Annotated in this window: 15 protein-coding genes and 1 pseudogene; 11 read left to right on the forward strand and 5 right to left on the reverse strand. The window is 71.5% G+C overall.

Features of this window, described 5'->3' with window-relative positions:
• Positions 1-14: 14 nt before the first annotated feature.
• The 4 genes and pseudogenes from FHX81_RS42835 to FHX81_RS42980 form a co-directional block, all read left to right on the forward strand.
• Positions 15-341, forward strand: a complete 327-nt coding sequence (locus tag FHX81_RS42835; protein ID WP_211363471.1) for a hypothetical protein — start codon at positions 15-17, stop codon at positions 339-341.
• A gap of 36 nt (positions 342-377) precedes the next feature.
• Complete coding sequence (locus FHX81_RS42840; protein WP_211363472.1) at positions 378-737, forward strand: hypothetical protein; 360 nt, start codon at positions 378-380, stop codon at positions 735-737.
• A gap of 144 nt (positions 738-881) precedes the next feature.
• The gene (locus tag FHX81_RS12190; RefSeq protein ID WP_141977960.1) at positions 882-1,982 is read left to right on the forward strand and encodes a metallophosphoesterase family protein; all 1,101 of its coding nucleotides are present in this window, start codon (positions 882-884) and stop codon (positions 1,980-1,982) included.
• A gap of 21 nt (positions 1,983-2,003) precedes the next feature.
• Positions 2,004-2,090 (forward strand): annotated as a pseudogene (locus FHX81_RS42980) (hypothetical protein); the annotation flags it as partial.
• A gap of 24 nt (positions 2,091-2,114) precedes the next feature.
• On the opposite strand, the gene FHX81_RS42000 reads toward FHX81_RS42980, so the two are convergent.
• Together FHX81_RS42000 and FHX81_RS42005 are read right to left on the reverse strand one after the other, a co-directional pair.
• Positions 2,115-2,978: a hypothetical protein gene (locus tag FHX81_RS42000; protein WP_246107783.1), complete on the reverse strand. Its 864-nt coding sequence runs from the start codon at positions 2,976-2,978 to the stop codon at positions 2,115-2,117.
• 21 nt (positions 2,979-2,999) lie between these two features.
• Positions 3,000-4,142: a hypothetical protein gene (locus FHX81_RS42005; RefSeq protein WP_246107784.1), complete on the reverse strand. Its 1,143-nt coding sequence runs from the start codon at positions 4,140-4,142 to the stop codon at positions 3,000-3,002.
• Positions 4,143-4,431: 289 nt separating this feature from the next.
• Here FHX81_RS42005 and FHX81_RS42010 point away from each other — a divergent pair, with 289 nt between their 5' ends.
• From FHX81_RS42010 to FHX81_RS12210, 4 genes are all read left to right on the forward strand, one after another.
• Positions 4,432-5,115 (forward strand): ATP-binding protein, encoded by a 684-nt coding sequence (locus FHX81_RS42010; protein WP_246107785.1) that lies wholly within the window; start codon positions 4,432-4,434, stop codon positions 5,113-5,115.
• Positions 5,116-5,264: 149 nt separating this feature from the next.
• The gene (locus tag FHX81_RS12200) at positions 5,265-7,151 is read left to right on the forward strand and encodes a DUF2075 domain-containing protein (RefSeq protein ID WP_342787193.1); all 1,887 of its coding nucleotides are present in this window, start codon (positions 5,265-5,267) and stop codon (positions 7,149-7,151) included.
• 113 nt (positions 7,152-7,264) lie between these two features.
• Complete coding sequence (locus FHX81_RS12205) at positions 7,265-7,717, forward strand: hypothetical protein (RefSeq protein ID WP_141977963.1); 453 nt, start codon at positions 7,265-7,267, stop codon at positions 7,715-7,717.
• 35 nt (positions 7,718-7,752) lie between these two features.
• The gene (locus FHX81_RS12210; protein WP_141983904.1) at positions 7,753-8,490 is read left to right on the forward strand and encodes a DUF72 domain-containing protein; all 738 of its coding nucleotides are present in this window, start codon (positions 7,753-7,755) and stop codon (positions 8,488-8,490) included.
• On the opposite strand, the gene FHX81_RS12215 is transcribed toward FHX81_RS12210, so the two are convergent.
• Entirely contained in the window at positions 8,483-9,220 is a 738-nt protein-coding gene (locus FHX81_RS12215) for an arylamine N-acetyltransferase family protein (protein ID WP_141977965.1), read from the reverse strand. The two genes, FHX81_RS12210 and FHX81_RS12215, sit on opposite strands and share 8 nt — an antisense overlap.
• Before the next feature lie 77 nt (positions 9,221-9,297).
• Here FHX81_RS12215 and FHX81_RS12220 point away from each other — a divergent pair, with 77 nt between their 5' ends.
• From FHX81_RS12220 to FHX81_RS12230, 3 genes are all read left to right on the forward strand, one after another.
• On the forward strand, positions 9,298-10,146 hold the full coding sequence (locus FHX81_RS12220; protein ID WP_141977968.1) for a DUF72 domain-containing protein: 849 nt from the start codon (positions 9,298-9,300) through the stop codon (positions 10,144-10,146).
• A gap of 66 nt (positions 10,147-10,212) precedes the next feature.
• Positions 10,213-10,575: a peptidase inhibitor family I36 protein gene (locus FHX81_RS12225; RefSeq protein ID WP_141977970.1), complete on the forward strand. Its 363-nt coding sequence runs from the start codon at positions 10,213-10,215 to the stop codon at positions 10,573-10,575.
• 83 nt (positions 10,576-10,658) lie between these two features.
• Positions 10,659-11,108 carry a hypothetical protein gene (locus FHX81_RS12230; RefSeq protein WP_141977972.1) on the forward strand — a complete coding sequence of 150 codons (450 nt, stop codon included), beginning with the start codon at positions 10,659-10,661 and terminating at the stop codon, positions 11,106-11,108.
• On the opposite strand, the gene FHX81_RS12235 is transcribed toward FHX81_RS12230, so the two are convergent.
• Complete coding sequence (locus FHX81_RS12235; protein WP_246107786.1) at positions 11,105-12,289, reverse strand: PP2C family protein-serine/threonine phosphatase; 1,185 nt, start codon at positions 12,287-12,289, stop codon at positions 11,105-11,107. The genes FHX81_RS12230 and FHX81_RS12235 overlap by 4 nt on opposite strands.
• Positions 12,286-13,104, reverse strand: coding sequence for an alpha/beta fold hydrolase (locus tag FHX81_RS12240; RefSeq protein ID WP_141977974.1), 819 nt, complete (start codon positions 13,102-13,104; stop codon positions 12,286-12,288). The genes FHX81_RS12235 and FHX81_RS12240 overlap by 4 nt, the downstream gene beginning before the upstream one ends.
• Between the last annotated feature and the right edge of the window lie 40 nt (positions 13,105-13,144).

Consider the following 13,144-nt stretch of genomic DNA (forward strand, 5'->3'; position numbering starts at 1 on the left):
AAGGTGGTGCGGTCGTGTTCACCGCGCCGCCTCAGTTCACCGTCCTGAACGGCCGCCGCGAGATCGGGCGCACCGATCCCGCGCTGCTCACCGAGAAGGTGGAGGGGCCTCGTCTGCTGCTCCTGGGTGGCCGGAGCTGGAAGGTCGGCTGGATCGACTGGAAACGCCGTCGCTGCTTCGTGGAAGAGGCAACCGGCGGCGGCAAGGCCCGCTGGCACACTCCAGGACTGAGCGGTGCCTCGATGCAGCTGAGCCGCGCCGTCCGGGACGTCCTGCTGGGCAGCGACCCGCCGGTGAAGATGACGCAGCGTGCCCTCCGCGCGTTGGCCGAGGAGCGTTAGGACGCGAGCAGCACCGTCCACCCCGGCGGTACGGTCGTGACCGGTGACGGCACGGACGTGCGCTGGTGGACTTGGGCGGGCTACCGGGCCAACGCCACGCTCGCCTCGACGCTGTCCGAGCTGACCGATGCCAAGCAGCGCGTGGACGACGCGTCGATCCGCCTCCGCACGGATGTGACCGTGGAGATGTGGCGGGCGGCGCTGACCGACGCGGCCGAGCGGCTGTGCCTGCCGGAGGTCGACGAGCGGGCGCTGGAGGGCTTGAAATTCAGCGAGGCGCTGCCGCACGCCTTGGCGACGGCGACCCTGGCGGCACGCCTGGCCGACCTCGACGGCGCGGCCTCGGTGCTGACGGAGCCGAGTCGTTTCGTGGTCACTCCCGGAAAATCACGCTGAAGTCCCTTTCTCGCATCTCGTGTAACGACAACGGGCGACTTCCCTATATGCCGGTCACCAGAACAGCACACGAGGACCACGAACACCCGGTTCGAGCGGGTGTCGGGCTCGGGTGTGCTCGCGGCGCGCGACCACGAGGTGAATGTGAGACTTCTACTCTTTTCCGACCTCCACCTCGACACGCATTTCCGATGGGCCGGCCCCGCACTGGCCCGGGCCCGCCGACTCGCTCTGCGTGAAACGTTGCAGCGCATCACGGCCTTGGCGCGAGCCGAGCAGTCGGATGCCCTGCTCTGCGCCGGTGACCTGTACGAACACGAGCGGTTCTCACCCGATACCGCGCACTTCCTGCGCGACGCGTTCGAGAGCGTCGACATGCCCGTCTTCCTCGCACCGGGGAACCACGACTGGTACGGGCCGCAGAGCCTCTACCACCAGGTCGAGTGGACCCCGAACGTGCACCTGTTCACGGAGGACCGATTCGTCGCGCATGAATTGGCGGACGGCCTCACGCTGTGGGGTGCCGCGCATCGCGCGCCCGCCAACACCGACGGGTTCGTCGAGCACTTCCGCGTCGACCGCGGCGGGGTCAACCTGGCGCTGTTCCACGGTTCGGAGACCGCGGCCATCGGATTCCAGGAATCGGGCAAGCTCCCGCACGCGCCGTTCACCGCGTCGGAGATCGAAGCCGCCGGGATCGACCACGCCTTCGTCGGCCACTTCCACACCGCGAGGGACGCCGAACGGCACACCTACCCCGGCAATCCCGACCCGCTCACCTTCGGCGAATCAGCGGGCCGCGGAGTCGTCCTGTTCACCGTGCACGACGACGGAACCGTGGAACGCGAACGCCACGACGTGTCCGTCAGCGAAGTGCACGACGTGACGGTGCGCCTGGAGGGCGTCACCCACTCCGGACAGGTGCGGGAACAGGTCATCGCGGCGGTCGCCGGGTTGACCGGGGTCGCGCGGGTCACGATCACCGGCGAGGTCGCGCCCGAGGTGGACCTCCGGCCGGCCGACCTCGCCGCGCTCGCACCGCACTTGGACGCCCTGGTCCCGCGGCTCGGGCCGGTGCACGTCGCCTACGACTTCGACGCGCTCGCCGGGGAACCGACCGTGCGGGGGCAGTTCGTCCGGAATGTCCGGGAGGACACGGTCTTGGACGAGGAGACCCGCAGACGTGTTCTGGTCACCGGCCTGCGCGCGCTCGACGGCCGGGCCTCCGAACTCGCCGTCCGCTGACCTGTCGAACACGGGGAACACATGAGAATCGAGTCGGTCACCGCACGCGCCTTCGGCCCGCTCGTCGATGCCACGCTGGAGTTCGCCCCCGGTCTGACGGTGGTGGCGGGCCCCAACGAGTCGGCGAAGTCCTCATGGCACGCCGCGATCTACGCGGCGCTGTGCGGGCGGCAACGGGGACGAGGCAGGCCGGGACCCGCCGAACAGCGGTTCGCCGAACGGCACCGACCGTGGCGCGGCGGCGCGTGGGCGGTGTCCGCGATCATCGAACTGGCCGACGGACGACGTGTCGAGCTCAGCCAGGACCTGCTCGGCAAGGTGGACTGCCGGGCCTTGGACCTCGCGCTGAACCGGGACGTCAGTGCCGAGATCATGTTCGCCGGTGCACCGGACGCCAGTCGGTGGCTGGGGCTGGACCGCCGCTCGTTCGCCGCGACCGCGTGCGTGCGGCAGGCGGACGTGCTCAGCGTGCTCGGTGATTCCGGTGCACTGCAGGAGCATTTGCAGCGGGCCGCGGCCACAGCCGGCACGGACGCCACCGCCGCCGTGGCGCTGCAGCACATCGACGAGTTCCGCCGCGAGCACGTCGGAACCGAACGCGCCAACGCGGTCAAACCGCTGAGGACGGCACGGAGGCGTCTGGCGGAGGCGGAGGAGCAGCTCGTCCTGGCCCAGCGCGCGCACGTGGAGTACCTCGACCTCGTCGAGCGGTCGGAGAAGTTGCGGCTGGAGGCCGGATTCGGTGCGCACCGGGCCGCCCTGGACGGGGAAGCCGTCGAGGGCTTGGCGCGCTTGCGAGAGGCGTGGCGTTCCTGGAACGCCGCGCTCGCCGAGGCCGACCGCGCGGAACGAGCGGTGGTCGATCACGGTGTCCGACTCGAGGAGCAGACCACCCGGCTCGATCGGATCCGCGTGCTCGACGCGCGCTTCGGCGGGGTTGCGCCGGCGGCGCCGGCAGCGCAGGACGACCTGGCCGCCCTGGTCGAACGGGCGCAAGCCGCCTGGCAGGTCGCGCCGTCACCCCGCACCCTCGACGGCCCGACTGCCGACGACCTGCGCGCGGAACTGGACGAGCTCCCGCCAGCCCTCACCGGTGACACCGCTGTCGAGGAGCACGTGCGCGCCGCCGCCGACGCCCACCGGGAGGCGCTCGCCATCGCCGAGGCGCACCGGTCGAAGGAGCCGACGACTCCGACCGGCCAGGACGGCTCGACCGAGGCGGCGGTGGCGGCGGGACCGGCGGTGCTGCGCCGCCTGGCGGCCGACCTCGCTTCCACCGACGGTGTGCCGGAGGTCGATTCGGGGACCTTGGCCGACTCCGTGGCACGAGCGCGTCACCGTCAGCGCGAAGCGACCACGACAGCCGAGGACACCCGACGCCGCGAAGAGGATGCCCGGCACCGCCACGACGCCGCCGTCCGAGCCGCGTCCGGCGGTGCGACCGCGCTGCGGCCCGTGGTGTTCGGGCTGGCCGCCGTGCTGCTGGTGAGCGGGCTCGTCCTGGTGGTGGTCGGTCCCCTCGTCGTGGCCGTGGTGGCGCTCGTCCTCTCCGTCGTGTGCGGCGGAGTCGGATTCGTGCGGCGTCGAGGCGCGGCGCGAGTCGACGGCGAGGTGGCGGCGGAAGCCGAACGGGCCCGGATCGACGCCGAGAACGCCCGTCGATCGCTGTACGAGGCCGAGCACGCGCTCGCCGCCGCGGAGGCCCGCCACGCGGCCGCGGTGGAGCAGCGGGAACGGGCCGACCGGGCACGGACCGATCTGGTGGCGCGGTGCCGCGAACTGGGCCTCCTGCCGGACCCCCTTGAGTTGTCGGCGTTGGCCGGACGCGCGGAGCGGCTGATCGAGGCGCGTGCGGCGGCGGACGCCTGGCGCGTCGAGGACGGACGGCTGCGTGACCGGGTCGACCGCGCGGGGGTCGCGCTCGCCGATGCCCTGCGGCAACGAGGTGCGGACGTGGCGGACGACGTGCGGTGGTCGTTCGAGGAGTACGAGGCGCGGTGTGCCGCCAACGCGCGCCAGGCCGGCGTCGCCGCACGCCGCGGACCGCTCGAACGGTCGTTGGCGGACCGGGTGGCGGCTGAGGCGGCCGTGCGGGACGCGATCGCGACCCGAGCCCGTGCGGTCGGTTTGCTGCGAGAGGCCGCGCAGGCCATCGGCCACACCGTGACGGGGGACATCGCTGCCGAGGAGTTGTCGGCGGTCATCACGCGCTGGCGGGAGGCGAGGGACCGGCAGTCGGCCGAGGCACACCGGGACCACGCCGACTGGCTGCTGCTGACCAGGCTGCTCGATGGAGCCGACCTCGCCGCGTTGGAGAACGACCTCCTCTCCCTGCGGGAGCAGGACGCGGCACTGCGGCGATCGGCCGGGGAAGCGCGTGACGTGGCCGACCGGGCACGACTGCGGTGCGAGGAGTCCGCCCGCGCCTGTTCGGTGCGGGTGGAGGGAGGTGTCCGACGTCGACGCCGCGCTGGTGGCGGCGAAGGAACTCGCCGCCACCGCACGTGCGGAAGCGGCCGAACTCGCGACCGAGGCGGACTTGGCGGAGGGCGCGCTCGTCGAGCGGGCGCGGACGCTTCCCGGCGTGTCCGAGGCCGAGGAGGCGGTGGAAGCGGCGCGTTCCGCGCTCGACGACGTCGAGCAGCTCGCCCGGATCCTCGACGTGACCAGGGCGCACCTCGCCCGTGCGCAGGAGGCCGTCCACCGCGACATCGCCCCCGTGCTGGTCGGCACACTGCGAGAATGGCTGCCGGTGATCACCGACGGCCGCTACGTGGACGCGGCACTCGATCCGGCGACGCTGTCGGTGCAGGTCTGCGGGCCTTCACGGGAATGGCGGAACGCGAACGTCCTGTCCGTCGGCACCGCCGAACAGGTCTACCTCCTGCTCCGCCTCGCACTCGTCCGACACCTGACGGCGGCGGGCGAGGTGTCCCCCCTGCTGTTGGACGACGTGACCGTGCAGGCGGACGACACCCGCACCTCGGCGATACTCGACCTGCTGCTGGCCCTGGCCGAACGGCAGCAGATCGTGCTGTTCGCCCAGGAGTCCTCGGTGCTCGGCTGGGCCGACCGGAACCTGACCGGCGACCGGCACACCGTGCTGCGCCTGGCACCGATGTCCGTGGCGTAGCGCTTCGGTGCACCTGTGCCGAGCGCCGGTGGGCCGTCTGATCCCTTGTCGCGCTAACCTCGGCACGCGGCCCGCCGGGCACCGAGCGCACGCTCGTCGCTGCCCCCACCCGCACGTGTATTCCGCGTGCCCAGGTGGGGGATCAACCGGTGGCTCTCGTGCGCCGCAGCGCTCAGAACCTGCTCGACATGTCCGATCGGCTGCACACCGTGCTGGAGGAGCAGGCCCGGATCCAGTTCGAGTCGGGCGTCGGCCGGGCCGAGGTGCGGTCGTGGCAGAACAGCCTGCCCGCGTTCCTGACCGATGTGGTGGAGGCGGGTCTCGGGCACGTCGAGGTGCTGCTGGAGCACAAGCTCCCGCACAACCCCAAGCGGGTGGACGTGATCCTGTGCGGCACGCACCCCCGACGCGGCACGGCCTCGTACGTGCTGGTCGAGCTGAAGCAGTGGTCGAGTGCCGAACCCGTCGGCGACGACCTCGTGCAAGTGCCCCAGTACCCGGAACCCGTCCTGCACCCGGTGGAGCAGGTGCGCCGGTACTGCGAGTACCTCGTCGACTCCACACCCGCGCTGGCGGAGCAGCCCGGAGCGGTGCACGGCCTCGCGTACCTGCACAACGCGGTGCGGTCCGGGGTCTGGAAGCTCTCCCAGTACGGCATGGACGACTACGGCCGCCTCTACACGATGGACACCCGGTCGCGGATGGCCGACCACTTGAAGTCGCTGCTCGACCCCGATCCGGCCACCAGGGAAGCGGCCGGGCGGGCCGCGGAAGACCTGCTGAACGCGAGGCACGCGCCGTCGAAGCCCTTGCTGAACCTGGCGGCGCGCGAGATCCAGGAACGCGAGCAGTTCGTGCTGCTCGACGAGCAGCAGGTGGCCTACAGCTCGGTCATGCAGGCCGTCGAACGCGCGCGGACCAGTCGCACCCAGACGGTGGTGATCGTGCTCGGCGGGCCGGGGTCCGGCAAGAGCGTCATCGCGTTGAGCCTGCTCGGCGAGCTGGCCCGGCTGGGTCGTCGCGTCTACCACGCGACCGGCTCGAGCGCCTTCACGAGCACGCTGCGCAAGCTGGCGGGGCGGCGTGCGCCACGGGTGCAGAGCATGTTCAAGTACTTCAACAGCTTCATGGACGCCGAGCCGCGCGGCCTGGACGTGCTGATCTGCGACGAAGCGCACCGCGTGCGCGAGACCAGCGTCAACCGCTACACGAGGGCGGAGGCGCGGCAGCGGGCCCGTCGACAGGTCACCGAGTTGATCGACGCGGCGTGGGTGCCGGTCTTCCTGCTCGACGAGCACCAGATAGTGCGGCCGGGTGAGATGGGCTCCCGTCAGCAGATCGAGGCCGCCGCTCGATCACTCGGCTGCGAGGTGGAGGTCGTGCACCTGGCGGGGCAGTACCGGTGCGGCGGGTCGGAGTTCTTCGACGCCTGGAGCGCCGGGCTGCTGGACATCGGCCGTCGTCGCGCGACCGCGTGGTCGGACCTCGTGACCCGCGACGACGAGGATTTCGTGGTGCGTGCCGCCCGCGCACCGGGTGAGGTCGAGGAGTGGCTGCTCGCCCAGCGGGAGCGGTTCGGCGGCACGGCGCGCCTCGCGGCCGGCTACTGCTGGCGGTGGAGCGACCCGGTGACGGTGAACGGCACGAAGGTGCTGGTGCCGGACGTGCGGATCGGCGACTGGCAGCGCCCGTGGAACGCCAAGCCTGGCAAGAGGGTCGCCGACGCGCCCGAATCGCACTACTGGGCGAGCGATGAACGCGGCTTCGGCCAGGTCGGCTGCGTGTACACGGCCCAGGGTTTCGAGTACGACTGGGCGGGCGTGGTCTTCGGTCCGGACTTCGTCCGGCGGGACGGGCGGTGGGTGGCGCGCCCCGAGCAGTCCCGTGACCCGGCGGTCAGGAAGGCCGAGGGCGCGAACTTCCACGAGCTGATCAGGAACACGTACCGCGTGCTGCTCACCAGGGGGATGCGCGGGGTGTGCGTCTGTTCGACCGACCCGGAGACGCAGGAGTACCTGGAGAAGATGGCGCGCTGACGGCGGGCCGCGGTACCTCTCGGTGTCCGAGGTACTAGTGCGCGCGAGTGCTCTGGCCGCGCAGCCGGGTGAGGGGTGCTCACGACGGTTGAGGACACACGATCTTGAGTGTCATGACGTCGCAGAGACGAAGAGCGCGCGCCCGCCGCCCTCGGCCCGACCCGGTCCGGGTGGAGGAGTTGGTCGCCTACCTGCGCGCCGACCGGGGGTGGCGGGACGAGGTGGCCAAGCGGTTGGTGGCGAGGTTGGACCAGAGGCTCGTGCGGTCGGCGCGGGCGTACGGGTGTCGGCCCATCGCGCACGTGGCGGAGGAGTTGGACAGCCAGGCGTGCGTCGACCTCGGGCCCGGCGTGCCGTACCAGTTGGCCAAGGCGGTGTACGGGCAGGTGCGGTTGCGGGGTGCGGCGCGGTTGCGGCAGACGGCGCGCAGCCTGCGCGTGCTCGGCGTGTACCTGTGCGGCAGCGACCTCGCCGGGTGCCCGTGCACGGAGGCGTTGGCCCGTGATCCGCAGCAGGCCAGGGTCGACCGAGTGGTGAGCGGGGCGCTGGACGGCGCGGGTTTCTAGATCGGCACGTTTGGGTGGTCACTCCAATGGGCAACATCGTCACCGTGGGTGAAATCCGAATCGGGACGTCCGGCTGGCGTTATCCCGAGTGGCGTGGCGACTTCTACCCGCGCGGGTTGCAGCAGCGGCTGGAACTCCAGTTCCTGTCACGACGGCTGAACACGGTGGAGATCAACGGCTCGTTCTACGGGCTGCGCAAGCCGACCGACTACAAGTCGTGGTTCGAGCGCACCCCGGAGGACTTCGTGTTCGCCGTGAAGGGACATCGCGAGATCACCCACCACAAGCGTTTACGCGACGTCGGCGCCGACGTGGCGGAGTTCTTCGACTCCGGGGTGCTCGACCTGGGGCCGAAGCTCGGGCCGGTCCTGTGGCAACTGCCCCCGATGCTGCCGTGGCGGCCCGAGCGGCTGGCAGCGTTCCTGGACCTGCTGCCCGGCCCGCCCGTCCGGCACGCGCTGGAGGTCCGGCACCCGAGCTGGGAGACCCCGGAGCTGCTGGAGTTGTTGGCACGGCACAACGTCGCGCTCGTCGTCGCCGAGTCGGCGGGTCGTTTCCCGGAGCCGCGGGAGCTGACCGCGGACTTCGTCTACGTCCGGCTGCACGGCGACGAGGAGCTGTACGTCAGCGCGTACTCCGACCCGGCCCTGGACCGCTGGGCGTCCCGGGTGCGGGCGTGGTCGGCCGAGCGCGACGTGGTCGTCTACTTCGACAACACCATGCGCGGGGCCGCGCCGTTCGACGCCCTGGCCCTCGCGGAACGGCTCAGCTGAGCCGCGGCACGCGGTCCAGCACGACGCCGAAGTGCTTGGCGTAGGCGTCCAGCAACGCGTCGTCGTCCAACTCCTCGACCACCTTCTCGTCGCCGTTCGTGGTGATCAGCCTGTTCCCGGCGATGGTGATCCGCCCGGTCGGCGTGGGCAACGAGCACGTCGCGCCCCGCCGGAACGGCGACCGCGGCCACGTCTGCTGGTACCAGCAGGTGGCGCGGAACTCGTCGAGCGTGCGCGGGCGCAGTTCGAGGCGGTACTGCGGCTCGCCGTCGAACAGCACGTCCACGTCCTTGTCCGGTGTGTCGACCACCCGGAACACACCGGCGGGGTCGTGCTGTTCCGCCCGGCTGACCAGGTCCAACGGTCGCAAGCTGAACCGCCCGAACCCGACGTCGACCAGGGCGTCGCCGACCCGCAGCGCCAGGTGGTCGAACGGCGGCCCGTACGCGCCGTCGTTGAACACCTTGGCCGACAACAACTGCACGTCATGCCCCAGCGCCCTCAACAACGCGGCGAACGCGCCGTTGAGCTCGTAGCAGAACCCGCCGCGCCCCCGGTTGACGATCTTGTCCACCAGCAGGTCCTCGTCGAGCACGATCTCCTCGCCGAGGTGGATGTCGAGGTTCTCGAACGGCACCGCGGCGACGTGCCGTTCGTGCAGCTCGACGAGGGTGTCGGCGCGCGTCGCGCCGATCCTGGCCAGGTAGGCGTCAAGTGTGCGGTCGTCCATGCGCCCAACTTGCACCTTCGAGTGCGGTGGAGGTCAAGCACGGGGTACGCCGGGGATCATCCGGGTACCTCGAGGAGGTGACGGGTGATGTGCGGATCGGGACGTCGGGTTGGGTGTACCCGACGTGGCGGGGTGCGTTCTACCCGAAGGGCCTCGTGCAGCGGCGGGAGTTGGAGCACATCTCCGGGTTGCTCACGTCGGTCGAGCTGAACGGTTCGTTCTACTCGTTGCAGCGGCCGTCCAGCTACCGCGCGTGGGCGCGGCAGACACCGGACGACTTCCGGTTCGCGGTCAAGGGCGGTCGGTTCATCACGCACCTCAAGCAGTTGCGGGACGTGGAGGTCCCGTTGGCCAACTTCTTCGCCTCCGGCGTGCTCGCCCTCGGCCCGAAGCTCGGGCCGGTGCTGTGGCAGTTGCCCCCGACGACGGCCTACGACCCCGAGCGCCTGACCACGTTCTTCGACCTCCTCCCCCGCACCACGACCGCCGCGGCCGAGCTCGCCGAACGGCACGACGAACGCCTGTCCCCGGACCGCGCCTGGACCACGACCGACGCCGACCGGCCGCTGCGGCACGCGCTGGAGGTCCGGCACCCGACGTTCCTCGTCCCCGAGTTCCACGACCTGCTCCGCGCGCACGGGATCGCGTTGGTCGTCTCCCACTCCGCCGGCCGGTTCCCCTACCTCGAAGACGTCACGGCGGACTTCGCGTACGTGCGGCTGCACGGCAACCAGGCGCTGTACGTCGGCAGCTACACCGACGACGAGCTGGACGCCTGGTCGGCCAAGATCCGCGACTGGGCCACCGACCGCGACGTGTACGTGTACTTCGACAACGACACGGACGCCGTCGCACCGCACGACGCCCTCCGCCTCGCCGCCCGGCTCACCGCGCCGAAACCCGGAACCGCCCACACAATCAGGTGAACGGCGGCCGCCCCGCCCGCGCACCGCCGCCGTCCACAGCACTCTGGAGCGGTGGAGGTGTCCCGAATGACGACCCGCAGCCTCGTGACCGCGCTGGCACTCACCGCTGGCGCCCTGGCGTCGAGCGGCACGGCGACGGCCGAGCCCGATCCCCCGTGCGACCGCGGCGAGTTCTGCGTGTGGTCGGGCACGAGGTACGCCGGCGAGGCCCACCGCCTGGACCTGGAATCCGCGAACCCCCGCGAGTGCATCCCGCTGCCGGACGGCTTCGTGGCGCGGTCCTTCGTGAACAACCTGACCAGGGACACGTCGGTCTACCAGCGGGAGACGTGCTCGACCGAGGCGGAGTTCACCACCTACCCGGGCAAGGGCACGTACGTGCCGGACGCCCCGTTCGTCGTGCGTGCCATCCAGGTCTGGGAACCGTGAACTACCCGCCACCACCCCTACCGCCGCGGTACCTGTGGGTCCCGGCACCGCACGCGCGCCGGATCCGCACGAGGTGCCGACACGTGGCCCTGCTGCTGCTCGCCACCTGCCCGGTGCTGGTCCCGCTCCTCGTGCTGTTCGGCGGTCACCTGCCGCCCGTGTACCCGGCGCTCGGCTTCCTCAGCTGGACGCTGGTCGGCACGAGCGTGGTCATGGTGGTCCTGGCGGGCGCCTTCCTCCTCGCCGTCCGACGTCACGTGTCCGTCGAACACCTCGACCTCCACGAAGTCGGGAAGCTGCGCTCGGGGATCGTCGTCGCGTGGACGTCGTCGCTGTTCATGACCGTGTTCGCCTTCGGCGGCCTGTCGCTCGGGGTGTCGTCGGCACCGCTCGCCGCGCACGCCCGCACCATCTCCTGGCCCGCCACGTGGACGCTCATGCTGCTGATGGCCACGCCGTTCGCGCTCACCAGCGTCGCCCTGGTCATGGGCCGGGCGCTGCTCGCACCACCGGAGCACCGCGGGCAGCCCTAACGGGCCGGAACGCCGATCGCCAGGATGGCGGTGTCGTCTTCGACGCCGTTGCCGAGGCGGTCCAGCAGGTCCACGAGGGCGGTGACGGCGGAGGTGGGGGTGGTCGGCGGCAGGGTGGAGGCGAAGTCCAGCAGGTCCTCCTCGCTGTACCGGGTGTCCGGGCCGGTCCGGGCTTCGATCAGGCCGTCGGTGTAGAGCACGAACGTGTCGCCGGGCCCGAGGTGGACGGTGGTGGTGGCCACGTGGGCGTCCGGCAGGAGGCCGATCAGCTGGCCGCCCGGGATCGTCACGTACGACGCGGTGCCGTCCGCGCGCAGCAGCAGGCCCGGTGGGTGGCCGCCGGCGGCCAGGGTGAGGGTGCAGCGGTCCGGGTGGACGGCCAGCACGCCGAACGTCACGGTGCAGAACCGCGAGTACTCGCCGTCCCGCTCCTGGATGAGCACGCTGTTCAGGTTGGTCAGCACGGTGGCCGGGTCGGGGTCGTACACGGCCGCCGAACGCAGCGTGTACCGGGTCAGCGACGTCACCGCCGCGGCGTTGGCGCCCTTCCCGCACACGTCACCGAGGAACAACCCCCACCGGCCGTCCGCCAGCGGGAACAGGTCGTAGAAGTCACCGCCCACCTCGAACGGCGACGCGTGGTGGTAGTGGGTCGCGGTCTGCACGCCCGGCACGACGGGCAGCACCGGCGGCAGCAGGGTGCGCTGCAACGTGGTGGCCAGCCGCCCGATCTCGTCGCGCTCCCGCTCGGCCTGCTGCCGGGCGCGCAGCAGCTCCCGCTCGTACGCACGCCGGTCGCTCGCGTCGAACACCGTGGTGCGGATCAGCAGCGGCTCGCCGTCACCGCCGGTCTTCACGGTCGAGTTGACCAGCACCGGCAGCCGCGTGCCGTCGGCGGCGACCAGCTCCAGCGCCACCCCGCCGACCTCGCCCTGCATCCGCAGCAACGGCGCGAAGTGCGTCTCGTGGTACAGCCTCCCGCCGACGCTGAGCAGGTCGGCGAACCGCTTGCGCCCCACCAGCTGCTCGCGCGCGTACCCCAGCCACCGCAGCAGGGTCCCGTTCACCTTCGCGATGTGCCCGTCCAGCATGGTCGACAGGTAGCCGCACGGCGCGTTCTCGTACAGGTCGTCCGCGCTGTCCTCCAACAACGCCGAGAACGCCTCGCGGTCACCCGTCACGGCGACCCCGCCACGAACCCGGCTATCGCGGCGGCGGTGGCCTCCGGGGCGCTGAGCTGCGGGCAGTGGCCGGTGGCCTCCAGCGTGACGAGGGTGCTGCCGGGGATGTGGGCGTGGACGTACGCGCCCACCTCGGGCGGCGCGATCGCGTCGTGCCGGCACTGCAGCACGAGCGTCGGCACGGTCACCTCCGCCAGGTCCGCCCGGTTGTCGGACAGGAACGTCGTGCGGGCGAACACGCGGGCCATCTCCGGGTCCGTGCGGCAGAAGCTGTTGGTCAGCTCCTCCCCCAGCTCCGGCCGGTCCGGGTTGCCCATGATCACCGGGGCCATCGCGGCCGACCAGCCCAGGTAGTTGCTCTCCAGCGAGTCCAGCAGCTCGTCGATGTCGGCGGCGCTGAACCCACCGCGGTACCCGCCGCCGTCGGCATCGACGTCGTCGACGTACCGGGGTGACGGCGTGACCAGCACCAACTTGGCGAACGTGGCCGGCTCCGCGACCGCGGCCAGCACACCCACCATCGCCGACACGGAGTGGCCCACGAACACCACGTCCCGCAGGTCCAGCTCGTGACAGATGTCCAGCACGTCCCGCGTGTACCCGTCGAGCGTCGAATAACGCCGCTCGCTCCACGCGGACAGGTCGGACCGGCCCGCGCCCACGTGGTCGAACAGCACCACGCGGCAGGTCTCGGCGAGCGTGGGCACGACCAGCCGCCACATCGCCTGGTCGCACCCGAACCCGTGCGCGAGCACGACGACCGGGCCGTCCGGGTTGCCGGTCACGACCACGTTGTTCCTGATCCGCACGTCCACGCCCCCATCGTGTCACCTTTGCGCCGGCGCACGAGTCGGC

Source organism: Saccharothrix saharensis (assembly GCF_006716745.1).
GTDB classification, from domain to species: Bacteria; Actinomycetota; Actinomycetes; order Mycobacteriales; family Pseudonocardiaceae; genus Actinosynnema; species Actinosynnema saharense.